Genomic DNA, 22,985 nt, shown 5'->3' with positions numbered 1-22,985 from the left:
TCGGCGGTGGCATCGCCTCTAGGCTTGTCGCATGCGCAAGAGCACACTGTGGACCATCGTCGGCGTCGTCGTCGCCGTGATCATCGCCTGGGTGCTGGTCAACATTCTCTTCTCCTTGATCGCCTTCGCCTTCCGGCTGATCGCGGTGGCCGTCGTGGCCCTGATCGTCTTCTTCGTGCTGCGTGCCGTGTTCGCCCGCCGCGAGGTGGACTGACCCCGGGCGACCCTCGCCGCGGGCGCGACACGGCGCCGCCGGCCTCCGAGCGCAAGCCCGGGGGTGATGTCGGGGGCCCGGAGTAGCGTCCCTCCCGATGTCTGATCAGTCCTCCACCTCCTCGAAACCGTCCGCGCCGATCACCCGCGACATCGACCTGTCGCCGCGGCACCGATGGCGGGCGTACTGGGTGGCGGTCGCGGTGGCGGCGCTGACCATTCTCGACCTGACGAAGGTCAACGTCGCTCTGCCCTCGATCGAGGCGGCGCTGAACGCCGGGCCCACCGAGCTGCAGCTCGTCGTCTCGGGATACATCCTGACGTTCGGCCTTGTGCTCGTGCCGGCCGGGCGTCTGGGAGACCTGCGGTCGCGCCGCGTGCTGTTCCTCGTCGGCCTCTCATTGTTCCTCGTGACGAGCCTGGCGTGCGCCCTCGCGCCGAACACCACCGTGCTGCTGGTCGCTCGCCTTCTGCAGGGCGTGGCCGCCGGCATCCAGATGCCTCAGGTGCTGGGTCTGGTGCAGCAGCTGTTCCAGGGCAAAGAGCGCGGGCGCGCCTTCGGTCTGTTCGGCGCCACGATCGGTATCGCGACGGCGTTCGGACCGACCCTCGGCGGACTCCTCATCGCGCTGGGAGGAGACACCGACGGGTGGCGTCTGATCTTCTGGATCAACATCCCCCTCGTCGCCATCGTCATCGTGCTGGCCGCCTGGCTCCTCCCCGACACCCGCACGAAGTCGCACCGCCGCCTCGATCTCGATCCGGTGGGCATCCTGCTGTTCGCGGCGACGATCCTCGCGCTGATGTGGCCGTTCCTGTTCACCACCGGTAGTCCCGGCGACGATCCGAACCGGTGGTGGCTGCTGGTGGCATCCGTGGTCTTCGCCGCGGCCTTCGTGTTCTGGGAGCGACGCTACGCGGAGCGCGGACGGATGCCGCTCATGCCCTTCTCGATCTTCTCGCTCGCGTCTTATCGCAATGGCGTTCTCATCTCGACGGCGTACTTCTCCGCGATACCGGCGATGTTCCTGTTGGGCACGTTGTTCCTCCAGGGTGGGCTCGGACTCGAACCGGTGTTCGCGGGCATGGTGACGATCGGGTTCGCGGTCGCCTCCGCGTGGAGTTCGTGGATCGGCGGAAACCTCGTCACGCGGCTGGGCCGCCCGCTCGTGGTGTGGGGGATCCTCGGCATGGTCGCGACGGCCGGGGGACTCGTCCTCGTGGCGTTGTTCACGCCTCCCGAGTGGACCCCGTGGGCGATGGCCGCCGTGATGACGTTCGGCGGCTTCGCGGGAGGTCTCGTGATCTCGCCGAACCAGACCCTCACGCTCGCCGACATCCCGGTGCGCAGTGGAGGCGTCGCCGGCTCGGTCGGTCAGCTCGGTCAACGCATCGGCACCGCCGTCGGGACGGCGATCGCCCTGGCGCTGTTCTACGCCACCGTCTACCGCGAACAGGACACGGTGGCTGACACGGTGGTGCTGTACCACGACGCTTACGCGTCCGGCATGATCACCGTCGGCGTCTTCCTGGGCCTCGCGCTCATCGTGGGCGTGGCCGACCTGGCCAAGCGCGCGAAGACGGGATCGCAGACCCCCTGACCGGGGGTGTGCCAGGCGTTCGCGGCGCGATCCTTTCGGGTCGCGGTGGAGCGGGTCGCGCGAGGCGGGGGCTGGAGTGGGTCGGGCGAGGCGGGGACCCCCGGTCAGACGCCGTAGCGGGTGCGAAGTTCGTCGCGCAGTTGGTGACTGCACCGCTCGACCACGACGTCCCACAGCTCCGTGGCGCCGTCCTGCGCGCGGTCCGAGACGGCCCTCAGCACGCGGATGGGTACGCCGAACTGCTGTGCGACCCAGATGAGCGCGTACGACTCCATGTCGACGAGCCGGGCTCCGAGGCCGCGGATCAGGGCTACGGTCTCGGCGTCGTCGACGAAATGATCACCGGTGGCGATGATCAGTCCGTCATGGCCGGTGTCGACACGCGGCGGCAATGAGACGTGTTCACCGAAGGTGCCGTCGAGCCCCTTCACATCGTGCTGGATCGCCGCGGCGATGTCGTAGATCCCGCCCTCCACCGCATCGTCGATCGCGCCGGCGGTACCGACGACGACGATCTCGTCGTACTCGCCCTGGCACAGGGCACGGGTGAGGGCGGACGCGGCCGGGATCTTTCCCACACCGGTCAGCAGCACGTCGAAACCGGGGATGTCCGCCTCGAAAGCGGTGAGTTCGGACACATGGGCGGCGACGAGGAGCTTCACCCCTCCATTCTCGCCCGTCGACGACCGTCGTCCTACCGGGTCGGGCCGGGCCGGCGGATCGGACCCCAGCGGGGCCCGATCCACACCGTCACGCCTGTGCCGGCTCCGACGCCTCCGACAGTCGGGCGATCTCGTCCGACGTCAGCTCCAGCGAAGCCCCGGCCAGCAGATCTGCGACCTGCTCGACCCTCGACGCGCTCGCGATGGGTGCGGCCACCGTCGGCTGAGCGCGCAACCACGCCAGGGCGGTCGTGGCGATCGACGCGCCGTGCGCGGCTCCGACGTCTTCGAGCGCGTCGATCAGGGCGAGGCCCGCGGGTGTGGCCAGCTTCGCGGCGCCTCCCGCGCGCGGCGAGTCGCCCGCGGCATCCGCCGAACGGTACTTGCCGGTGAGGAACCCGCTCGCCAAGGCGTAGTAGGGCACGAGCGACATGTCGTACTGCTGCGCGACGGGCACGATCTCCCGCTCGATCTCGGTGCGGTGCACGAGGTTGTAGTGCGGTTGCACGGCGACGGGAAGATCGGCACCCGCGGCCTCGGCGAGCGACACCCATTCGCGGATGCGCTCGGCGGTGTAGTTCGAGACGCCCACGTAGCGTACGAGCCCGTCACGGACGAGACCGGCGAAGGCGGCGACGGTCTCTTCCAGGGGAGTGTCGGCGTCGTCGAAGTGCGCGTAGTACAGGTCGATGGTCTCGACGCCGAGCCGCTTCAGCGACGCCTCGGCGGCGGCTCGCACGTTCGCGCCCGACAGGCCGCGGAAGTCCGGGTGCGTGCTCACCTTCGTCGCGACGACGACGTCGGAGGGCTTGCGGGAAGCGAGCCACTCGCCGATCAGGGTCTCGCTCTCGCCGCCCGAATTGCCGGGGACCCAGGCGCTGTACCCGTCGGCGGTGTCGATGAAGTCGCCCCCTCCGTCACGGAAGGCGTCGAGCACCGCGAACGACGCGTCTCGATCGGCCGTCCAGCCGAAGACGTTGCCTCCGAGCGAGAGCGGGAAGATGTCGAGGTCGCTGCGTCCGATGCGCGTCATGATGTCCTTTCGGAAGGGGGTCGCTGACCCTGAACACAACGACCCTCGCCCGTGGGCATTCCCGTGACGCGCCGGTTCAGCTTCCGCCGGAGAGGATGCCGATCAGTCCGCTGACCAGGAGCCAGAGACCGATTCCGGCACCCGCTATCCAGATGACGACCGTGCCGGGCGGGAACTTCTTCTTGCCGCCGTCTTCACCCGGGGCGCTCACGAGCGCACCATCATCACGATCGAGACGATCAGCACGGCGAGACCTCCGATGACGGCGATGGCGGCGATGATGGGCCCGCCGCCGGCGAGGAAGGCAGCGACACCGAGGGCCAGGAACAGGACCGCCACCACGATGCCGATGATCTGATACACGCGGTAACGACGACTGTCCGTCGCCACTCTCTGCTCGCTCACGCTGCCCCCTTCCGCCCCAGGTTATCGAAAACGTGTGGGGCCCCCGTGCGGTCATCCCCAGGCGGCCCGCCGTCGTCACGAAGTGATCGGCCCCCGCGGCGCCGACCCGGCGTAGCGTAGGTGCATGGCGCGCCCCGTTCCCGACCCCGTCCGTCCCGGCCAGGAGTCGGTGTGGGACTATCCCCGTCCGCCCCGCGTCGAGCGCGAGAGGCGGCGCGTGCAGATCGACTTCGGCGGCAGTCGCATCGTCGATACCGACGACGTCGTCCGCGTCCTCGAGACGAGCCACCCGCCCGTGTACTACGTGCCGATCGCCGCTTTCACGCTGCCGCTGACGCTCGGGCAGGGCGCGTCGTTCTGCGAGTTCAAGGGCGCAGCGCGGTACTTCGACGTGCACGGGGGCGGGGGAGCGGTCGCCGAGAGGGCCGCGTGGAACTACCCCCGTCCCATGCCCGGGTACGAGGTTCTGCACGACCGCGTCGCCGTGTATGCGGGCCCCATGGATGCGGTCATCCTCGGGGGAGAGACCGTCCAACCTCAGCCGGGCGGCTTCTACGGCGGATGGGTGACGGGCGACCTCGCGGGTCCCTTCAAGGGTGTCCCGGGCTCGATGGGCTGGTAAGGCGACGGCTGAGGGCCCGCCGCGGCCGGCTCACTCGGCGAACGCCTCTGGCACCGCGGCGTGCAGGTCGGCGAGCCACGCGCGCGCGTTGCCGTCGGACGGCGCGCGCCAGTCGCCGCGCGGTGACAGGGACCCCGCGGGCGATACTTTCGGTCCGTTGGGGATGGCCGTGCGCTTGAATTGCGCGAAACCGAAGAAGCGCTGCAGGAACACCTCCAGCCACTTCGCCACGGTGACCAGGTCGTACGCCGGCCGTTCACCCTCGGGGTAACCCGGGGGCCACGCCCCGGCATTCGGATCCGTCCAGGCATGGGCGGCGAGGAAGGCGATCTTCGAGGGACGGAAGCCGAATCGCAGCACGTGGTACAGCGTGAAGTCGTGCAGGTTGTAGGGACCGATGCGGTCTTCCGTCGATTGCATGCGTCCGTCTTGACCGGCGGGCACCAGCTCGGGGCTGATCTCGGTGTCGAGCACGGCCCGCAACACCTCGACGGTGGCCGCACTCAGCTCGTCCGCGGAGATGACCCACCGGATGACGTGCTGGATGAGGGTCTTGGGTACACCGGGGTTCACCGAGTAGTGGCTCATCTGATCGCCGACGCCGTAGGTCGACCAGCCGAGGGCGATCTCGGACAGGTCACCTGTGCCGATGACGATGCCGCCGTTCTGGTTGGCGAGGCGGAAGAGGTAGTCGGTGCGCAACCCCGCCTGCACGTTCTCGAACGTGACGTCGTGTACCGGCTCACCCGAGGCGAAAGGGTGTCCCATGCGGGCGAGCATCTCGGACGCCGCCGGACGGATGTCGATCTCCTCGATCGAGGCGCCGACCGCCTCGGCGAGGGCGATCGCGTTGCGCTTGGTCTTCTCGCTCGTGGCGAAGCCCGGGAGCGTGTAGGTGAGGATGTCGCTGCGGGGGCGTCCCATGCGGTCCATGGCCCGGGCGATCACCAGGAGCGCGTGGGTGGAGTCGAGGCCCCCGCTGACACCGAGGACGGGCTTCGGATCGCCGATGGCCCGGAGCCGCTGCACGAGGCCCGACACCTGGATGTTGAACGCCTCGTAGCAGTCCTGTGCGAGCCGGGCGGGGTCGTCGGGGACGAAGGGGAAGCGGTCGAGGGCCCGCCGCAGCCCGATGTCGCTCGCGGGCGGTGCGAGCTCGAACGGCACCGTGCGGAACGCGGGTGCGGTCGTGCGGCGGTTGTCGTCGAACGTGCCCTGGCGGATGCGGTCCTGCCGGAGCCGATCGAGGTCGACGTCGGCGACACTCCGACGCGGTCCGTCGGGGAACCGCTCGGTCGTGGCGAGCAGCCGACCGCCCTCGTGGATCATCGTCTGGCCGTCCCACGAGACGTCGTTGGTCGACTCGCCCTGACCGGCGGCGGCGTACACGTACGCCGCGAGGCAGCGTAGGGACTGCGATTGCGCGAGCAGGGTGCGATCGTCGGCGCGCCCGATGGTGATGGGGCTGCCCGACAGATTCGCGAGCACGGTCGCGCCCGCGAGGGCGGCGCCGGACGAGGGCGGGATCGGCACCCAGACGTCTTCGCACACCTCGGCGTGCAGCGTGAGCCCCGGTACGTCGGCGGCCTCGAAGAGCAGATCGGGTCCGAACGGCACCGTCTCGCCGGCGACGAGGATGTGCTGCCCCGCCTGGTCGTCGCCGCGGGCGTACCAGCGCTGTTCGTAGAACTCGCGATAGGTCGGGAGATACGCCTTGGGGACGACACCGAGGATGCGAGCGCGATGGATGACCACGGCGCAGTTGAAGAGCCGGTTGCCGTGCCGGAGCGGCGCGCCCACCAGCAGGACCGGCAAGAGGTCTGCGGATGCCGAGACCAGGCGCTCGAGGGCCGCTTCGACGGCATCGAGGAGCGGATCCTGCATGACCAGGTCGTCGATCGCGTACCCGGTGAGGCAGAGCTCGGGGAACACCGCGACCGCGACGCCCTCGGCATCGCATGCGCGGGCGGAGTCGAGTACGGCGTCGGCGTTGGTCGCGGGGTCGGCGACTGCGACGGGGATCGTGCACGCGGCCACGCGCGCGAACCCGTGCCGGTAGACGCTCTCGAACGGCAGGTCGGTGATCACCGGTCCAGTCTGACAGGCCCCTCCGACACTCCGGTGGCGGGATCGCGCAGGCGGGGTCTGTGGATGCCGGGCGGGCGATGTCGGAGGTCGCGGTTAGCGTGGAGGCCATGCGGTACATCGAGCGCGACGCGCGCATCGTCTGGAGCGCCAGCGACCTCAAGGCTGCGGCCGAGTGCGAGTTCGCGTGGCTGCGCGCCATCGACGCCAAGCTCGGGCGCATCGCCGCCGTCGACGACCCGGTGGACGCCACGCTCGAACGCGCCGCACGACTGGGCACTGCGCACGAGGTGCGCGTGCTCGAGGAGTACCGGGCGCGGCTCGGTGACGCCGTCCGCGAGATCCCCGCCGCCCGGTCGTCCGACGCCGAGGCGCTCGCCGAGGCCGTGCGCCTCACCGACGCTGCACTCGCCGACCCCGCCGCCGAGGTCGTCTACCAGGCTGCCTTCGCGACCGACGAGTTCGTCGGCTTCGCCGACTTCCTCGTCCGCGAGCCCGTGCCCGGAGCCGACGGCACTCGGCCGTGGATCGTGCAGGACACCAAACTCGCCCGCCGTGCTCGCGTCACGGCCCTGATGCAGCTCGCCGCCTACGTGGACCAGCTCGACCGGCTCGCAGTACCCCGGTCGGCCGAGGTGCAGCTGCTGCTCGGCGACGGCTCCACGAGCACGCACCGCGTCGACGACCTGCTCCCCGTCTTCCGCCTCCGGCGCGAGCGGCTCCGCACCCTGATCGCCGACCGTGAGGTGGGCCTCGGCGCCGCCGGCCCCGTCATCGGGTGGGGCGATGCGCGCGGTGATCTCGGCATCGTCGCCTGCGGACGATGCGCGAGCTGCGAGATCGAGGTCGTCTCGCACCGCGACCTCCTGCTCGTCGCGGGCATGCGGCCCGTGCAGCGCGACCGCCTGCGGGCAGGAGGCATCCTGACGATCGACGCCCTCGCCGTGGCCACCGAGCCCCCCGCCGCCATGAGCGCCGACACGTTCGCGTCGCTGCGCACTCAGGCGCGGCTGCAGCTCGACAGCCCCGCGGGGGTGCCGTCCGACGACGACCCGGCGCACGCGATCCCCACCTTCGAGGTCGTGGCGCCCAAGTCCCTCGGGGTGCTGCCTCGTCCGGATCACGGCGACCTGTTCTTCGACTTCGAGGGGGACCCCCTCTACACCGAGGGTGTCGGCGAGCACTGGGGGATCGACTACCTGTTCGGCTGGGTCGACACGCGCGAGACCTATGGAGCGCTGTGGGCGCACACCTTCGACGAGGAACGCGCCGCGCTCGAGAGGTTCCTCGATATGGTGGCGCTGCGCCGCACGCAGCACCCCGACATGCACATCTATCACTACGCCCCGTATGAGCCGACCCACCTGCTGACGATGGCCGCACGCTACGGGGTGCGCGAGGCCGACGTCGATCGGCTCCTGCGCGACGGCGTCTTCGTCGACCTCTATCCGGTGGTGAGGCGAGCGCTCCGGGTGGGATCCCGGTCGTATTCGATCAAGAAGCTGGAGCCGCTGTACATGGGCGACGAGGTCCGCACGAGCGACGTCCAGCGCGGTGACGATTCGATCGTGAAGTACGTCGAAGCGCGTGCCCTCTCCGCGGACGGCGACGTCGAGGCCGCGCAGCGGGTGCTCGACGACCTCGCCGACTACAACCGCTACGATTGCGTCTCCACCCGGCGCCTGCGTGACTGGCTGGTCGACCGCGCGCGAGAATCCGGGGCCGTACCCGCGCGCAGCGCCGAGCCCGACGAGCAGGCCTACGAGCCGTCTCCCCGGGCGACCGCTCTGCAACGCTGGGCCGCCGACGTGGCTCGGTCGGGCCTCGACACTCCCGACGCCCAGGCGCTGCGCCTCGCCGCCGCGGCGATCGACTACTACCCGCGTGAAGAGAAGACCTACTGGGCGACCCACTTCCTTCGCCTGCGGGAGCCCGTGTCGGTATGGGAAGAGACGCGCGATGTCGTGGTCGTGGACGCCGCCCGGTCGCGGGTGGTGGCCGATTGGCACATCGCCGAGTCGGGTCGCGGTTCCGAGCGTCGACTCGTCGAGTTGCGGGGAGAACTCGCTCCCGGCACGCGCCTGAGCGTGGATGCCGATCCGTTCGCGATCTACGACCTGCCCGCCCCGTTCCCGATCGAGACCCGTCCGCGATGGATCCACGGCGCGCGTCGCGTGACCGTGCGCGAGGTGCTCGACGACGGTGCGATCGTCGAAGAGATCGCTGCAGACGGTGTCACGTGGCACGAACTGCCGCTTGCGCTGACGCCCGCGGCGCCCCCGCGCGCGGGCAACCAGCAGAAGGCGATCGACGCGTGGGCCGACGCGGTGCTGACCGCGGCGCCGACGATCCCGCACGGGGCCGCTGCCGACATCCTGCGCCGCATTCCCCCGCGCACGCTCTCCGGCGCTCTCGCCCCCGTCTCCGCTGTCGCGGGCGCCGGCGCGGCCGACCCCGTCGGGGGCGATCCCTCCGGCGACGACGAGGTGACCGCGATCGCCCGCAGCGTGGTCGATCTCGACCACAGCTATCTGGCCGTTCAGGGTCCTCCCGGGACCGGCAAGACGTACGTCGGGTCGCATGTCATCGCCCGGCTCGTGGCGGAACGGGGCTACCGCATCGGCGTGGTCGCCCAATCGCACGCGACGATCGAGCACATGCTCGATCAGGTCATCGCGGCCGGGGTCCCGGCATCCCGTGTCGGCAAGGCCCCCAAAGACACGAGCGTCGCGCACGCGTTCACCGTGCTCCCGAAGAACGGAATCGCCGCCTTCACCGCCGAGAACGCCGCGAGCGGGTTCGTCGTCGGCGGAACCGCCTGGGACTTCAGTCACGAGGCGCGCATCCCGCGGGGCAGCCTCGATCTCCTCGTGATCGACGAGGCCGGGCAGTTCTCACTGGCGTCCACCATCGCCGTCTCGCTCGCGGCTCAGCGCCTGCTGCTGCTCGGCGACCCGCAGCAACTCCCACAGGTGAGCCAGGGAACGCACCCCGAGCCGGTCGACACCTCGGCGTTGGGGTGGATCATCGACGGCGCAGAGGTGGTCCCGCCCGAACTCGGCTACTTCCTGGCCCGCACCCGCCGCATGCACCCCGCTGTCGCGGGGCCGGTGTCGCAGCTGTCGTACGAGGGTCTTCTCGCGGCCCACCCCTCGACCGCTCTCCGTCGGCTCGAGGGCGTCGAACCCGGCGTGCATGTCGTCCCGGTGCGTCACACCGGTAACTCCACCTGCTCCGTCGAGGAGGCCGCCGAGGTCGCGCGCCTGGTCGCCGAGCTGGTGGGGCGCCGATGGACCGGCGCCGAAGGCGGCGCGGGCGACAGCGCCACCGTTCAGCAGCCCCGCGCTCTCCGCCCCGAAGACATCATCGTCATCACGCCGTACAACGCCCAGCAGGTGGCCGTCGAAGAGGCGCTCGCCGCTCAGGGTTTCGCCGACGTGCCCGTGGGCACGGTCGATCGATTCCAGGGCAAAGAGGCCGTGGTGGCCATCCTCACCCTGGCCGCGTCGTCCGGACGCGAAGCGCCGCGCGGGCTCGAGTTCCTCCTGCTGCGCAATCGCATCAACGTCGCGATCTCCCGCGCGATGCAGGCGGCGTACGTCGTGTATTCCCCTGCCCTGCTCGACGACCTGCCGCGCACGCCCGAGGGCGTGGCACGGCTGAGCGCGTTCGCGCGTCTCGTCGACGGGGCCGACTGATCGGGAGCCGCGTGCGCCGTCCAGCCGGGCCGGCCGGCGAGCCTTAGGCGGTGCCGTACAGGCGGTCGCCGGCGTCGCCGAGGCCGGGCACGATGTAGCCCTTCTCGTTGAGGCGCTCGTCGACGGCGCCGAGCACGAGGGTGACGTCGTGGCCCTCGACCTGCTTCTCGATCGCGGCGACGCCCTCGGGGGCACCCAGCAGGCAGATCGCCGTGACGTCCTGCGCCCCGCGCGCGAAGAGGAAGTTGATGGCCGCGCCGAGCGATCCTCCGGTGGCCAGCATCGGGTCGAGCACGAAGCACTGGCGATCGCTGAGGTCGTCGGGAAGGCGCTCGGCGTAGGTCGTGGGCTCGAAGGTCTGCTCGTCGCGCACCATGCCGAGGAAACCGACCTCGGCGGTGGGGAGGAGCTTCACCATGCCCTCGAGCATGCCGAGACCGGCCCGCAGGATCGGCACGACGATCGGGCGGGGCTCGCTGATCTTCACACCTTCGGTGGTGGTCACCGGGGTCTGGATCTCGATGGGCTCGACGCGCACGTTGCGGGTCGCTTCGTACGCGAGCAGCGTCACGAGCTCCTCGGTCAGCTGGCGGAACACCGGCGACGACGTCTGCACGTCGCGCAGCACCGTCAGCTTGTGGGTGATGAGGGGGTGGTCGGCGACGTGGACACGCATAGGCTCAAGGCTAACGGCTTCCCCCGTACGACCCCGTCCCTTTTTCCGGAGACCCGTGACCCCCACCGCCCGTGACCTCGCCGCGATGCACCGGGCGTTCGCGCTCGCCTCGGCGGCGGCGGCCGAGGGGGACGTGCCCGTGGGCGCCGTCGTCATGGACGCCGACGGGTCGATCGTGGGAGAGGGACGGAACCTCCGCGAACGGACGAACGATCCCACGGCGCACGCCGAGATCGTGGCTCTGCGCGAAGCGGCATCCCGGATCGGGTCGTGGCACCTCGCCGACTGCACGCTCGTGGTGACGCTGGAGCCGTGCGTGATGTGCGCCGGCGCGATCCTGCAGGCACGGGTCGCCCGCGTGGTGTTCGGATCGTGGGATGCCAAGGCGGGTGCCGCCGGATCGATGTACGACGTCCTGCGCGACCGCCGTCTGCCGTACCGGGTCGAGGTCGTCGGCGGAGTCGAGGAGCGGACGGCCGCTGCTCAGCTCCGGGAGTTCTTCGAAGACCGCCGCTGAGACGAGCCGGAGGAGCCGCGGGATTCCCGTCGCTCAGCGCCGACGGCGCATGCTCACCTGCCCGCGGGGATATCCTCGCGACGCGCGCCGACCGGGCTCGTCACGACAGGACCGACGGACGTCCGTCACCCTGTTCCGACGCGCCGGAGCCGGCCGCACCGGCAGCAGGCCCCGACACGGCCGCACCGCACGACCCGCACGACCGGGCTCAGCGCGGCAGCAGAGGCCGCACGTCGGCGCCGATCTGATCGGCCTGATCGGTGTCGCGCAGGTCGAGGAGCTGGAAGTACACCCGCTCGGCACCGGTCGCCTGCAACCGGCGTACCTTCTCGGCGACCTGCTCGGGTGTGCCGATGATGTTCGCGCCGTTGTCGAACTGCTCGCGGGACTGCCCGACCGCTTCGGCTCGGCGCGAGATCTCCGCGTCGTCGCGGCCGACGATCGTGGGCAGCGCCACCGAGAGCTTCAGCGTCCGCGGGTCGCGTCCGATCGCCTCGCACGCGGCCCGCACGACGGCGAACTTCTCCGCCACGACATCTTCCGCGACGAAGCCGATGTTGAACTCGGTCGCGAAACGCGCGGCGAGCGCGGGAGTGCGCCTCGGCCCGCCGCCGCCCACGATCACGGGCACGGGTGACTGCACCGGTTTGGGCAAGGCCGGCGCCTCGTCCAGTCGATAGTGCTCACCGTGGAACGAGTAGGTCTCGGCATCCGGGGTCGACCACAGTCCCGTGACGACCTGCAACTGCTCCTCGAGCAGGTCGAACCTCTTGGCGGGGAACGGGATGCCGTAGGCGCGGTGCTCACGCTCGAACCATCCGGTGCCGAGCCCGAGCTCGACGCGGCCACCCGACATCGCGTCGACCTGGGCGACCTGTATCCCGAGGATCGCGGGCACACGGTAGGTCACCGACGACACCAGCGTGCCGAGCCGGATGCGCGAGGTCTCGCGAGCGAGCCCGGCCAGGGTCGTCCAGGCGTCGGTCGGGCCCGGTCGCGGATCGCCCTCGCCCATGCGCAGGTAGTGGTCGGAGCGGAAGAACCCGTCGAGGCCATGTCGCTCCGCGGACTGCGCGAAGGCGAGCTGGTCGTCGTACGAGAACCCCTGCTGGGGCTCGGTGAACAGGCAGTACTCCACGGGGACCTCCGGGGGAAGGGACGGCGGCGCCGTGTCAGTCGGCGGAGCGCAGGATGATCGCCTCGGTGGGCGGGGCGGGGTCGGCGGGGCGTCCGACGTAGCCGATGTGCGTGAGAAGTGCCCGACGGAACTGCGCGGGCCGCTCGAGGTGCACCGAGTGTCCGGCTCCGTCGACCGACACCTCCGTCACCTCGCCGCCCGCGGCCGCGTACGCCGCGAGGACGTCGCGCGTCTGCGTCACCATCGGCTGCGCCGGAGCGACATCCGCCCCGGGCCAGCCCGGGACGACCCCGAGCGAGCCCAGGTGGTTGAGGTCGGAGAACGACGTGTCGGAGATGATCGCATCGGCGGTGCCGTGGATCCAGAGGATCGGGGGCTTGGTCGCGAGGTCGACGATCCCGGACACGTCGAAGTACTTGGGGGACAGGGTGTTGAGCACGCCCGTCGTTCCGGGGGCGAAACCGGGCCAGGTCGTCGTCGCGACAGCATCTCCGGGGTAGTTTCCGCCCGCTGTCGAGGTCGACAGCATCGACTCGACCCAGACGTCCTCGTGTTCGCTCGTGTACTCCGGCGCGACGTACGCGGAACGGAACACCGAGCGCGGGGACGTCGGGGCGTCGGCCGTGGTGTCGTGATCGATGAGGCGCTGCACGAAGTCCTCGTTGGCGGCGCCGGCGCCCGTGCCGGCGTCCTCGTCGGAGAGACGTGATCCGTCGCGGCGGGTACCGCCGAAGCCGTACGGCGACACCGGCGCCTGCAGCGTGAGCGAGAGCACCGGGTGATCGAGCGCGTACTGCAGCACGACGCCGCCGCCCATCGACCAGCCGACGAGGTGCGCCTCGGAGACCCCGAGGGCCTGCAGCGTTGCGTGAAGGTCGTCGCTGAAGTCGCGGACGCCGCGGGTGGCGTCGATCGGCGTGTGCTCGGTGCGTCCGAAGCCGCGCAGATCGACCGCGAGCACGCGCAGCTCGCTCGGCAGGTCCTGCATGATCTCCTGCCAGAACAGCGACGAGGAGACGTTGCCGTGCACGAAGACGACGGTCTGGTCGGCCGTGGTGCCGGGGTCGTCGCCGGCACGTTCGAGAACGTTGACACCGAGTCGGTCCGTCTCGACCAGACGCGCGGTGATGCCGTCGAAGAGTGTCATGGCAGGTCCTCCGTGTCGCTCGACAGTGCTCCCGTACACCGGTTTCCGACTCTAACGCGCGCCCCTATCGGCCGCACTCAGGTTGCGCCCTCTGCGCACGCCGCGTGCACCCCCGACATCTCCCGTGGGAAGGCGCGCCGCCTTCGTCTTGCTGGCGCCCGCGCACCGCTCACCGTTCGACGGCGCCGCCGGACGGATGTCGGAGGCGCTTCGTAGACTGGGGGCATGACGGATGCCACGACCTCGCTGCCCCCGATCGCGATCATCGGAGCGGGTTCGATGGGGGGAGCCATCCTCCGCGGCCTCGTCGCCGCCGGACTCACCGGCGGTGGCGTCACCGCGACCAACCGATCGATCGCGAAGGCCGCGGAGCTCGCCGATCTCGAGGGTGTCACGAGCGTCGCCCTCGAGGCGCAGCCGGCCGGGAACGCCCACGCCGTGGCATCCGCCGACATCGTGCTCGTCGGCGTCAAGCCCGCGATGGTGCCCGACCTGCTGACCGAGATCGCCCCGCACCTCCGCCCCGGCGCGGTGGTGGTGAGCCTCGCCGCGGGCGTGACGCTCGAGACCTTCGCGCGTCACCTCGGCGACGACGTCTCCACGCTGCGGTCGATGCCCAACACTCCGTCGCTCGTCGGCAAGGGCGTCACGGGGCTCGCGGCGGGTCCCTCGGCCTCCGACGACGACGTGGCCGTCGTGCGCGCCCTGTTCGAGACGGTGGGGGCGGTCGTCGAGGTGCCCGAGGCGCAGATCGATGCGCTGTCCACCATCTCCGGTTCCGGTCCGGCCTACGTCTTCCTCCTGGTCGAGGCGTTCACCGAGGCCGCCGTTCGCATGGGCTTCGACCATGACCAGGCGCGGCTGCTCGCCGAGCAGACCTTCATCGGCGCGACGAGCCTGATGGCCGCGTCCGACGTCGACCCCGCAGAACTCCGCCGTCGCGTCACGAGCCCCAAGGGCACGACCGAGCGTGCGATCGCCGTGCTGCAGGAGGCGCGTCTCAACGACACATTCGCCCGCGCCGCCGAGGCAGCCCTCGCCCGCGCCAAGGAACTGGCCGCCGGGGGCTGAGCCGTGCGACTGCGGTTCTCGGGTCCGATCTGGTTCTGGCGCGGTCCCGCGCCGTTCCACTTCGTCTCCGTGCCCGAGACCGAGGCGGCGATGATCGCCGAGATCGCGCCCGTGGTGACGTACGGCTGGGGCATGATCCCGGCATCCGTCACCATCGGTTCGACGACGGTGACGACCGCGCTCTGGCCGAAGGACGGCGGGTACATCGTGCCGGTCAAGAAGGCGCTGCAAGATGCCGAGGGTCTCGCGGTAGACGACGACGTCGAGGTCGTGCTCGACATCGACGCGTGACGCGGGTCTTCCCTCGCGAGAAACGCTCGCCGCGGCGAGGAACGCCCCCTCGAGGCGTTTCCTCGCGCCGATAGCGTTTCTCGAGGCCAGGAGACGGCGGGCGGGCCGGGCGCGACGCGCGGAGAGCGCTTCTCGAAGGCAGGAGACGGCGGGCGGGCGCAGTCCGCGGGGGCGAGCCCCGACGGAGTCAGCGGTCGAGCGCCGCGAAACGCTCGATGTCGGAATTGGTTCCCGAGACGATGATGAGGTCGTGATTGGTCACGACCGTGTTGGCTTCGGCGTACCGGAACGGGCGACCCGGGCTCTTCACGCCCACGACGGTGACGTTGTACCTCGAGCGCACGCCCGACTCGTTCAGCCCCACGCCACGCACGAGTTTCGGCGGGTACATCTTGGCGAGCACGAAGTCGTCGTCGAAGCGGATGAAGTCCAGCATCCGCCCGCTCACGAGGTGCGCGACGCGCTCGCCGGCCTCGGCCTCGGGGTAGATGACGTGATTCGCCCCCACGCGGGCGAGGATCTTGCCGTGCGACTGGGACACCGCCTTCGCCCAGATCTGCGGCACCTTCAGGTCGACGAGGTTCGCCGTGATGAGCACCGACGCCTCGATGAGCGAACCGACGGCCACGACCGCGACCTGGAAGTCCTGCGCGCCGATCTGGCGGAGAGCGTCGATGTTGCGCGCGTCGGCCTGGACGGCGTGGGTCACGCGCTCCGACCACTTCTGCACGAGCTCGAGGTTGCCGTCGACGGCGAGCACGTCGCGGTCGAGTCGGTCGAGCTCTCCCGCGCACGCGGCCCCGAACCGGCCCAGGCCGATCACCAGGACGGGCGCGTCGCTGCGAATCCGTTCAACCAACGATCGGCCTTTCCACGGGCAGCGCGTACAGCTGCGAGCGAGAGGCCGCGGCGACCGCCGCGGCGAGAGTCACAGTACCAATGCGCCCCATGAACATCGTCGCCGCCATCACGTAGACGGCGGGGTCGGGCAGCTCGGCCGTGAGCCCGGTCGACAGTCCCACCGTGGCGAACCCCGAGATGACGTCGAACAGGACGTACTCGATGGGGGCGTCGGTGATGCGGCTGATCGTGACCGTGGAGATCGCGACGATCGTGGCGCCCCAGGCCACGACGGAGAGGGCGACCCGCTGCACATCGCTCGGGATGCGACGGCCGAACGCCTGGACCGACGGGCGCCCCTTGGCCTCGGAGAACACCGCGAGTGCCAGCACGGCCAGGGTGGTGACCTTGATGCCGCCGGCGGTGGAGGCCGAGCCGCCGCCGACGAACATCAGCATGGAGCCGACGATGAGGGTGGCGCCGTTCAGGTCGCCGATGTCGATGACGCTGAAGCCGCCCGAGCGCGTCATGGCCGAGAGGAAGAACGCCTGGAACGTCGTGTCCCATGCATCCATGCTCCCGAATGTGAGCGGGTTGTCGTATTCCAGCAGGAGGATGAATCCCGCGCCCAGCACGAACAGGACGACCGTCGTGATCAACGTGAGCTTCGTGTGCAGCGACCACTGCCGGAACCGCCAGTGGTGGCGCCAGAGCGTGAAGATGACGGGGAATCCGATGGACCCCAGGAACACGCCCAACATGAGCACCGTCAACAGGAAGTAGTCCTGCGCGAAGGGAGTGAGCCCGTCGGCGTTGGGGACGAATCCGGTGTTGGTGAAGGCCATCGCGGCGTAGTACGGCGCCTCCCACAGGGCCACGAGGGGATCGATCCCCCCGACCACGAGCGCGGGGTAGATCAGCACCGTCAGGACCGCCTCGATCACCAGGGTCGACAGCGCCACGGTGCGAAGCAGCTGACCGACCTCGCCCAGACGCACGGTCTGGCCCTCGTTGACGGGCCCGCCGTGGGCGCGCAGCGGATTGCTGTCGCCCGCCGCGATGAGCTTGGCGCGCAGCCCCAGTCGCTTCGAGATCACGAGGCCGAGGATGGATGCCAGGGTGAGCACGCCGAGAGCGCCGACGTTGACGCCGATGTAGGTGATCGCGTGTCCGAGCGGCGACCAGTGCGAGTACATGTCGACCGTGGAGAGGCCCGTCACGCAGATCGTCGACACGGCGGTGAAGAGGGCGTCGGCCAACGGAGTGACCTGCCCGTCGGCGGATGCGGCCGGGAGCGAGAAGAGGGCCGTGAACAGCAGGATGAGGGTCACGAAGACCAGAACCGCGAAACGCGCGGGCGAAGCGGTCGTCAGATTGCGCAGACCATCCCATGCCGTGAACGCGATGCGACGTAATCGCACCGGCAGTCGCACCTCGTTCGGCGTCGCCGCCATGCGCCGCTCCCTTCGGTGCCCGAACCCCGATCATGGTACTCGGGCCGGGGCTTGGCTAACCTGATGCCATGGCGGACATCTTCGACGTGATCGCTGACGGCACGCGTCGCGACATCCTTCAGCTGCTCCTGGACCGGGCGACCGGTGGGGAGCGCGGCACCAGCGTGTCGCAGATCGTCGCATCGCTGGGGGTCAGTCAACCCACCGTGTCCAAGCACCTCAAGGTACTCCGGGAGGCCGAGTTGGTCTCGGTGCGCGAGATGGGTCAGCACCGCTATTACAGCCTCACGGTCGCGCCCCTCGACGAGGTCGACGACTGGCTGGTGCCGTTCTTCTCCATGGACGAAGAGAACGAGCCGGCCCTGCCCGAGTCCGCCGTGCATGCCGCCGAGGTCGTCGGCCGCGCTGCGGCGTCGGTCAAGCACTCGTTCTCGACGGCGCTGCGCAAGCTCCCCGGACGCTGATCCTCGCCCGAGGGCGACGCCGGATGCCATCGTGTGCGGCATCGGGAATGCACACGCGTCACAGGCGGCCCACCGGTTTACAGCCGTCGCGACCAGACCCTAGAGTGTGCTCAGCATCAGAGGGTGAGTCCACCCGGAACGAGGGGTGAGCGATGGCCGAGCTGCCGGACGTGCGATTCCTGACGGTCGCCGAGGTCGCCGAGCTCATGCGCGTGTCGAAGATGACCGTCTATCGGCTCGTGCACGCCGGCGAACTGCCCGCCGTGCGCTTCGGACGCAGCTACCGCGTGCCCGAATCGGCGGTCGCCGAGGTCGTGCAGCGACCGGTGTCCGACGTCGGCTAGACTGATCCGAGGCTTTTTTCCATCGCCTGCTGTTCCCGGGGGCCGAAATCGGCACCCAGACCCCGACTTAGTGAGGTTTTCCGTGGGTTCTGTCATCAAGAAGCGCCGTAAGCGCATGGCGAAGAAGAAGCACCGCAAGCTGCTTCGCAAGACTCGTCACCAGCGCCGCAACAAGAAGTAACGCGGCCACCACACCGAGCGCCTGTCCGATGCGACGGGCGCTTCGTGTATCCGTCGCGCGCGTCGGGGGTGCCTCGGCATCCTGTTCGTCGCTTCGCCCGTCAGGAGGGAAAGCATGCAGTCCATCACGGTCCACGACCTGCACGCGGGACGCGAGCGTCCCCTGGTCGACGTGCGCGAGGAGCACGAGTTCGCCGCGGGCCACGTGCCCGGCGCGGTCAACCTGCCGATGTCCACCCTGGGCGAGCACCTCGACGAGCTGCCGGCGGAGCCCTTCGACGTCATCTGCCAGGTCGGCGGCCGCTCGGCGCGCGTGACCGAGGCGCTCGCCGCGCGCGGTCACGACGTGACGAACGTCGAGGGTGGCACGGGTGAATGGATCGCGGCGGGATACACCGTCGAGGCCTGAGCACGTCCGACCCTCCTAGGATGGACGTGTGACCACCCTCACGCTGATCGGCAAGCCCGATTGCCATCTGTGCGATGTGGCCGAGCAGATCGTCGAGACGGTCGTCGCCGACCTTCCCGCGAGCGTCGCCGAGCGCATCGAGATCGAGCAGGCCTCGATCGCCGACGATGCGGCACTGCACGCCGTCTGGTGGGAGAAGATCCCCGTCGTCCTCATCGACGGCGAATTGCACGCCCACTGGCGGGTCTCCGCCGACCGCCTGCGAGCCGCGTTGATCGCGGCCGATTCCGAAGGAGCCCCCTCGTGAGCATCCGTCACATCGTCCTGTGGAAACTGGCGGCCGACGACGCCGACACCCGGGCACTGCACGCCGAGCAGATCGCCGAGAAGCTCCTCGCTCTCCGCGAGGTCGTGACCGACATCGACCACATCGAGGTAGGCCGCAACGTCGTCAATCCCCAGTCGAACTGGGACGTCGCACTCGTGAGCGAGTTCGCCGACCCCGCCGCCCTCGAGCGGTACCAGGTGCACCCGGCCCATCAGGAGGTCGCGGCGTTCATCCGCTCGGTCGTCGCCGATCGCTCCAGCGTCGACTACCCCTTCTGAGACCTGTCCCTCGCGGGCGCCCGCGGAACTTTCCGGTCCGGGCATGCACGCGCTCCGGCGCTGGGCGGCTCGTTCGCGGCGCGAGCCGCCGTCGTCAGTCCTGTGAGAGAACGCTCGCCGGCACCGGGGCGAGGGCGATGCGCACGCGGGCGTCGTGGTCCAGACGCCGCTCGGCGGGATGTTCGACCATGACGCGGCTTCCGTCTGCGGTGAGGACGGTCGCACGGCGGACGCTGCCGAGGAACGTCGTGTCCCGCACGATGGCGTCCACGCCCGGCGCATCGGCCGCGACCAGCATCACGTTCTCGGGCCGGACCACCACCTCGCAGTGACCGTCGTGCGCCGTGCCGGCGAGGGGCAGGCGCTGACCCCAGACCTCGACGACGGCGCCCTCGACGATCCCGGGCACCGTGCTGACGGGGCCCAGGACCTCCGCGACGGCCGCATCTCCGACGCGTCCGTAGACCTCGGTGGGAGAGCCCCGGGCGATGATCCGCCCCTCATCCATCACGACGAGATCGTCGGCGACGGCTGCCCCCTCGGCGGTGTCGCGCGTGGCCCAGAGGGTCGTCACCCCGCGCTCGCGCAGCTCGCGGACGAGACGGTCGCGCGTCTGCGCACGGGCGGTGGTGTGGAGCGCTGCGAGGGCGTCGTCGAGCAGGAGGGCGCGCGGGCGGGATGCGAGGACCCGCGCCACCGCCCAGCGCTGGCGGTCGCCGAGCGCCAACCGGGAGACGGCGGCATCCGGTGCGTCCAGCCCGACGATCTCGCACAGGCGGTCGGTCTCGAGGTCGGGGTCGACGACGCCGGCGTGGCGAGCCACCGCGGTGATCGACGCGCGCACGCGACCGAAGCGCGGGGCTGCCACGCGGTCCGCGACCATCGGCAGGCGCGGGGCGGCAGCGCCCGCGCGCCCCTCCACCTGCACGGTCCCGGCGTCACAACGCTCGGCACCCGTGGCGAGCCGCAGCAGTGTCGAGGCCCCGCACCCCGACGGGCCGACGATCGCCGCGATCCGACCCGCCGCGACCTCGAGGTCGATGTCGTGCAGCACCCGGACGCCCGCACGATCACGGCTGACGCCGCGGAAGACGATCGACCAGCCCCGGGGGCGCGGCGCGCGCCCGACCCCCACGGGATCCACGGGCGTGACGGCGACCATGCGCCCCACGGTAGGGTTCGCCGATGACGCGCGAACGCCCGGGGAGTGAACCCCGGGCGTCGCTCGGTCGAATCGCGGACGTCGGTGCGGACGCGGTGCTTACGGGGCCAGACGAGTCGGTCCGCGGAAGAGGTAGGTGACCTCGCGGATGGAGGACTCGCCCAACAGCAGCATGAGCACACGGGCGAGGCCCATGCCGAAACCACCGTGCGGCGGCGCTCCGAACCGGAAGAAGTCCAGGTAGAAATCGAGGTGCTCGGGGTCGAGCCCCTTCTCCTTCGCCTGCTCGATCAGCACGTCGACACGGTGCTCGCGCTGCGCGCCGGTGGTGATCTCGACGCCGTTGAAGAGCAGGTCGTACGACTTGGTGAGCCCGGTCTCCTCGTCACGCATGTGATAGAAGGCGCGGATCTCGGGGTGGTAGTCGGTGATGAAGACGAACTGGTGGCCGAAGGCCTCGGCCACGTGAGCGGCGATCTGACGCTCGCCCTCGGGGTCGAGGTCTCCGTCGGTGCGGGGGATCTCGTAACCGCGGGCGGCGACGATCTCGCGGGCCTCGGCGAGGGGGATGCGCGGGAAGGGCAGCGACGGCACCTGAACCTCGATGCCGAACAGCTCCTGGATCTCGGCGCCGTGTTTGTCGGCGACGGCCTGGAACGCCGTCTGCAGCAGTTCCTCCTGCATGCGTGCAACGTCTTCGTGCGAATCGATCCAGCTGATCTCGGCGTCGATCGAGGTGAACTCGGTCGCGTGGCGGCTCGTGAACGAGGGGTCGGCGCGGAAGGCGGGCGCGATCTCGAAGATCTTGCCGAAGCCGGCGACCTGGGCCATCTGCTTGAAGAACTGCGGGCTCTGCGCGAGATAGGCCGTCTTGTCCTCGAAGTAGGGCACCTCGAACAGCTCCGCGTTCGACTCCGACGGGGATGCCATGAGCTTGGGCGAGTGCACCTCGATGTAGTCGCGCTCGACCCAGTACGTGCGCATCGCGTGCTCGAGCGTGGTCTGGACGCGGAAGATGAGGTTGTTGCGGCGCTGACGCAGGTCGATGAAACGCCAGTCCATGCGCTTATCGGGGCTGCTGTCCGCCGCGATCGGGGTCTCGGGGTTCGCCGCGGCCGCGATGACGAGCTCGCCGACCTTGATCTCGACCCCGCCGAGCTTGACGCGCTCGTCGTGCTTGAGCTCGCCGCGGACGGTCAGGAAGGTGCCGGTGGCGAGAGCGCCGATCGTCTCGGTCAGGGCCAGGGCCCCGGCATCCTGTTCGGGAGCGGAGTCGCCCTCGGTAGAGGGGGCGGACGGACGCGTCGCCGGGTTCACCAGCTGAACGGCGCCGGTCTCGTCACGGAGGACGACGAACTGCACCTTCTTCTGATCGCGCACGGTTTCGACCCATCCCGACACCTCGACGGCGCCGGCGGGGAGGGATTTCAGCTGGTTGACCAGGACGCGTTCGCTCACGATCGACCATCCTACGTGCGCTGGTCGCGACGCAACGGGCCGCGGGTGCGGGCCATGCGGCATGCCCTCGCTCGGGGGCAACCCCCAGGATTCGCGCCGGCGCGGGCCGTAGCCTGAAAGCGGCGTCCGTTCGGGCGGCCGATCACCGAGCGCGAAGGCACCCGATGACCGACACCCTCACCCTTCCTCTTCTGCGAGCCGGTTCGAACTCCGGCGAGGGGCAATCGTGGCTGACGTCGCTCGCCGACTGGACCGTCTCGCTCATGGAGATCATCGGCCCGGTGGGTGCGGGCGTCGCGATCGCGCTCGAGAATCTCTTCCCGCCGCTGCCCAGCGAGGTCGTTCTGCCGATGGCGGGGCTGACGGCGAGCCGCGGGTCCTTCACGCTCTTCGAAGCCCTGCTGTGGACGACGATCGGATCGGTCGTCGGCGCGTTCATGCTCTACGGTCTCGGCCGCTGGCTCGGTGCCGCGCGTCTGCGCGCCTTCGCCGCGAAGATGCCGCTGCTGCACCCCGAAGACGTCGATCGCACGGTGGCGTGGTTCGAGCGGCACGGGGGCAAGGCGGTGTTCTTCGGGCGCATGATCCCGATCTTCCGAAGCCTCATCTCCATTCCCGCGGGGGTGTCGAAGATGCCGATGTGGCGCTTCGGCCTTCTCACGGGTGCGGGCAGCTTGATCTGGAACACGATCTTCGTGCTCTCGGGCTACCTGCTGGGCGAGAACTGGCACATCGTCGAGGAGTACGCCTCGATCCTGCAGTACGTGGTCATCGCGGCGGTGGGCATCGGGGTGGCACTCTTCCTCTACAACCGCATCCGATCGCTGCTCGGATCGCGCAAAGACGCCTGATCGATCGCGGTATCTCCACGTCGAAGCAACCGGACCGCCCGCTCAGTCAGACCACAGA

The 22,985-nt window shown here is 70.0% G+C and carries 26 protein-coding genes; 14 read left to right on the top strand and 12 right to left on the bottom strand.

From position 1 onward, the window contains the following. The first annotated feature begins 31 nt into the window (after positions 1 to 31). Together ACTJJP_RS08870 and ACTJJP_RS08865 are read left to right on the top strand one after the other, a co-directional pair. Positions 32 to 214 carry a hypothetical protein gene (locus ACTJJP_RS08870; protein WP_285136338.1) on the top strand — a complete coding sequence of 61 codons (183 nt, stop codon included), beginning with the start codon at positions 32 to 34 and terminating at the stop codon, positions 212 to 214. Between the two features lie 97 nt (positions 215 to 311). Then, positions 312 to 1,814 carry an MFS transporter gene (locus tag ACTJJP_RS08865; RefSeq protein ID WP_440774641.1) on the top strand — a complete coding sequence of 501 codons (1,503 nt, stop codon included), beginning with the start codon at positions 312 to 314 and terminating at the stop codon, positions 1,812 to 1,814. A 104-nt stretch (positions 1,815 to 1,918) separates the two neighbouring features. On the opposite strand, the gene ACTJJP_RS08860 is transcribed toward ACTJJP_RS08865, so the two are convergent. The 4 genes from ACTJJP_RS08860 to ACTJJP_RS08845 all read right to left on the bottom strand — a co-directional run bounded on the left by ACTJJP_RS08860 (position 1,919) and on the right by ACTJJP_RS08845 (position 3,914). Further along, positions 1,919 to 2,476 carry a phosphorylase family protein gene (locus ACTJJP_RS08860; protein WP_440774640.1) on the bottom strand — a complete coding sequence of 186 codons (558 nt, stop codon included), beginning with the start codon at positions 2,474 to 2,476 and terminating at the stop codon, positions 1,919 to 1,921. 88 nt (positions 2,477 to 2,564) lie between these two features. Then, positions 2,565 to 3,509, bottom strand: coding sequence for an aldo/keto reductase (locus tag ACTJJP_RS08855; RefSeq protein WP_440774639.1), 945 nt, complete (start codon positions 3,507 to 3,509; stop codon positions 2,565 to 2,567). Positions 3,510 to 3,585: 76 nt separating this feature from the next. After that, positions 3,586 to 3,720, bottom strand: a complete 135-nt coding sequence (locus ACTJJP_RS08850) for a hypothetical protein (RefSeq protein WP_440774638.1) — start codon at positions 3,718 to 3,720, stop codon at positions 3,586 to 3,588. Further along, complete coding sequence (locus ACTJJP_RS08845) at positions 3,717 to 3,914, bottom strand: hypothetical protein (RefSeq protein ID WP_440774637.1); 198 nt, start codon at positions 3,912 to 3,914, stop codon at positions 3,717 to 3,719. Before ACTJJP_RS08845 ends, ACTJJP_RS08850 begins: the two co-directional genes overlap by 4 nt. A 124-nt stretch (positions 3,915 to 4,038) precedes the next feature. Between ACTJJP_RS08845 and ACTJJP_RS08840 the strand changes: the two genes are divergently transcribed. Further along, positions 4,039 to 4,536: a DUF427 domain-containing protein gene (locus ACTJJP_RS08840; protein ID WP_440774636.1), complete on the top strand. Its 498-nt coding sequence runs from the start codon at positions 4,039 to 4,041 to the stop codon at positions 4,534 to 4,536. Between the two features lie 30 nt (positions 4,537 to 4,566). Here ACTJJP_RS08840 and ACTJJP_RS08835 read toward each other — a convergent pair whose 3' ends face one another. After that, entirely contained in the window at positions 4,567 to 6,624 is a 2,058-nt protein-coding gene (locus tag ACTJJP_RS08835) for an NAD(+) synthase (protein ID WP_440774635.1), read from the bottom strand. A gap of 107 nt (positions 6,625 to 6,731) precedes the next feature. Here ACTJJP_RS08835 and ACTJJP_RS08830 point away from each other — a divergent pair, with 107 nt between their 5' ends. Next, on the top strand, positions 6,732 to 10,319 hold the full coding sequence (locus ACTJJP_RS08830; RefSeq protein ID WP_440774634.1) for a TM0106 family RecB-like putative nuclease: 3,588 nt from the start codon (positions 6,732 to 6,734) through the stop codon (positions 10,317 to 10,319). A 43-nt stretch (positions 10,320 to 10,362) separates the two neighbouring features. On the opposite strand, the gene upp is transcribed toward ACTJJP_RS08830, so the two are convergent. Then, a complete protein-coding gene (gene upp / locus ACTJJP_RS08825) occupies positions 10,363 to 10,995 on the bottom strand; it encodes a uracil phosphoribosyltransferase (RefSeq protein WP_183420661.1) in 633 nt (210 codons plus the stop codon). A gap of 85 nt (positions 10,996 to 11,080) precedes the next feature. Between upp and tadA the strand changes: the two genes are divergently transcribed. Continuing rightward, positions 11,081 to 11,512: a tRNA adenosine(34) deaminase TadA gene (gene tadA, locus ACTJJP_RS08820; protein WP_440774714.1), complete on the top strand. Its 432-nt coding sequence runs from the start codon at positions 11,081 to 11,083 to the stop codon at positions 11,510 to 11,512. Positions 11,513 to 11,720: 208 nt separating this feature from the next. On the opposite strand, the gene ACTJJP_RS08815 is transcribed toward tadA, so the two are convergent. Together ACTJJP_RS08815 and ACTJJP_RS08810 are read right to left on the bottom strand one after the other, a co-directional pair. Further along, positions 11,721 to 12,650: an LLM class F420-dependent oxidoreductase gene (locus tag ACTJJP_RS08815; RefSeq protein WP_440774633.1), complete on the bottom strand. Its 930-nt coding sequence runs from the start codon at positions 12,648 to 12,650 to the stop codon at positions 11,721 to 11,723. 34 nt (positions 12,651 to 12,684) lie between these two features. After that, positions 12,685 to 13,797, bottom strand: a complete 1,113-nt coding sequence (locus ACTJJP_RS08810; RefSeq protein ID WP_440774632.1) for an alpha/beta hydrolase — start codon at positions 13,795 to 13,797, stop codon at positions 12,685 to 12,687. Positions 13,798 to 14,022: 225 nt separating this feature from the next. On the opposite strand from ACTJJP_RS08810, the gene proC reads away from it, so the two are divergent. After that, positions 14,023 to 14,868: a pyrroline-5-carboxylate reductase gene (gene proC / locus ACTJJP_RS08805; protein WP_440774631.1), complete on the top strand. Its 846-nt coding sequence runs from the start codon at positions 14,023 to 14,025 to the stop codon at positions 14,866 to 14,868. 3 nt (positions 14,869 to 14,871) lie between these two features. Next, positions 14,872 to 15,159: a DUF1905 domain-containing protein gene (locus tag ACTJJP_RS08800; RefSeq protein ID WP_440774630.1), complete on the top strand. Its 288-nt coding sequence runs from the start codon at positions 14,872 to 14,874 to the stop codon at positions 15,157 to 15,159. Between the two features lie 187 nt (positions 15,160 to 15,346). Here the strand turns inward: ACTJJP_RS08800 and ACTJJP_RS08795 are convergent, their stop codons facing one another. After that, positions 15,347 to 16,018: a potassium channel family protein gene (locus ACTJJP_RS08795; RefSeq protein WP_440774629.1), complete on the bottom strand. Its 672-nt coding sequence runs from the start codon at positions 16,016 to 16,018 to the stop codon at positions 15,347 to 15,349. Then, on the bottom strand, positions 16,011 to 17,453 hold the full coding sequence (locus ACTJJP_RS08790; RefSeq protein WP_440774628.1) for a TrkH family potassium uptake protein: 1,443 nt from the start codon (positions 17,451 to 17,453) through the stop codon (positions 16,011 to 16,013). The genes ACTJJP_RS08795 and ACTJJP_RS08790 overlap by 8 nt, the downstream gene beginning before the upstream one ends. A 68-nt stretch (positions 17,454 to 17,521) precedes the next feature. Between ACTJJP_RS08790 and ACTJJP_RS08785 the strand changes: the two genes are divergently transcribed. The 6 genes from ACTJJP_RS08785 (at position 17,522) to ACTJJP_RS08760 (ending at position 19,456) form a co-directional block, all read left to right on the top strand. Then, the gene (locus ACTJJP_RS08785) at positions 17,522 to 17,917 is read left to right on the top strand and encodes an ArsR/SmtB family transcription factor (protein WP_440774627.1); all 396 of its coding nucleotides are present in this window, start codon (positions 17,522 to 17,524) and stop codon (positions 17,915 to 17,917) included. A 152-nt stretch (positions 17,918 to 18,069) separates the two neighbouring features. After that, a complete protein-coding gene (locus tag ACTJJP_RS08780) occupies positions 18,070 to 18,261 on the top strand; it encodes a helix-turn-helix domain-containing protein (RefSeq protein ID WP_055839125.1) in 192 nt (63 codons plus the stop codon). Between the two features lie 82 nt (positions 18,262 to 18,343). Then, positions 18,344 to 18,442 (top strand): 30S ribosomal protein bS22, encoded by a 99-nt coding sequence (locus tag ACTJJP_RS08775; protein WP_003792170.1) that lies wholly within the window; start codon positions 18,344 to 18,346, stop codon positions 18,440 to 18,442. Positions 18,443 to 18,556: 114 nt separating this feature from the next. Continuing rightward, the gene (locus tag ACTJJP_RS08770; protein ID WP_440774626.1) at positions 18,557 to 18,850 is read left to right on the top strand and encodes a rhodanese-like domain-containing protein; all 294 of its coding nucleotides are present in this window, start codon (positions 18,557 to 18,559) and stop codon (positions 18,848 to 18,850) included. A gap of 28 nt (positions 18,851 to 18,878) precedes the next feature. After that, on the top strand, positions 18,879 to 19,157 hold the full coding sequence (locus tag ACTJJP_RS08765; RefSeq protein ID WP_440774625.1) for a glutaredoxin family protein: 279 nt from the start codon (positions 18,879 to 18,881) through the stop codon (positions 19,155 to 19,157). Beyond that, a complete protein-coding gene (locus ACTJJP_RS08760; RefSeq protein WP_440774624.1) occupies positions 19,154 to 19,456 on the top strand; it encodes a Dabb family protein in 303 nt (100 codons plus the stop codon). The genes ACTJJP_RS08765 and ACTJJP_RS08760 overlap by 4 nt, the downstream gene beginning before the upstream one ends. Before the next feature lie 94 nt (positions 19,457 to 19,550). On the opposite strand, the gene ACTJJP_RS08755 is transcribed toward ACTJJP_RS08760, so the two are convergent. Together ACTJJP_RS08755 and aspS are read right to left on the bottom strand one after the other, a co-directional pair. Then, positions 19,551 to 20,618, bottom strand: coding sequence for an ATP-binding cassette domain-containing protein (locus ACTJJP_RS08755; RefSeq protein WP_440774623.1), 1,068 nt, complete (start codon positions 20,616 to 20,618; stop codon positions 19,551 to 19,553). Between the two features lie 99 nt (positions 20,619 to 20,717). Next, positions 20,718 to 22,076, bottom strand: coding sequence for an aspartate--tRNA(Asn) ligase (gene aspS / locus ACTJJP_RS08750; protein ID WP_440774622.1), 1,359 nt, complete (start codon positions 22,074 to 22,076; stop codon positions 20,718 to 20,720). A 164-nt stretch (positions 22,077 to 22,240) separates the two neighbouring features. On the opposite strand from aspS, the gene ACTJJP_RS08745 reads away from it, so the two are divergent. Next, the gene (locus ACTJJP_RS08745) at positions 22,241 to 22,927 is read left to right on the top strand and encodes a DedA family protein (protein ID WP_440774621.1); all 687 of its coding nucleotides are present in this window, start codon (positions 22,241 to 22,243) and stop codon (positions 22,925 to 22,927) included. The last annotated feature ends 58 nt before the right edge of the window (positions 22,928 to 22,985 follow it).

This window comes from Microbacterium sp. 22296 (assembly GCF_052045385.1).
Classification (GTDB): domain Bacteria; phylum Actinomycetota; class Actinomycetes; order Actinomycetales; family Microbacteriaceae; genus Microbacterium.
This window is presented reverse-complemented; position numbering and strand designations above follow the sequence as displayed.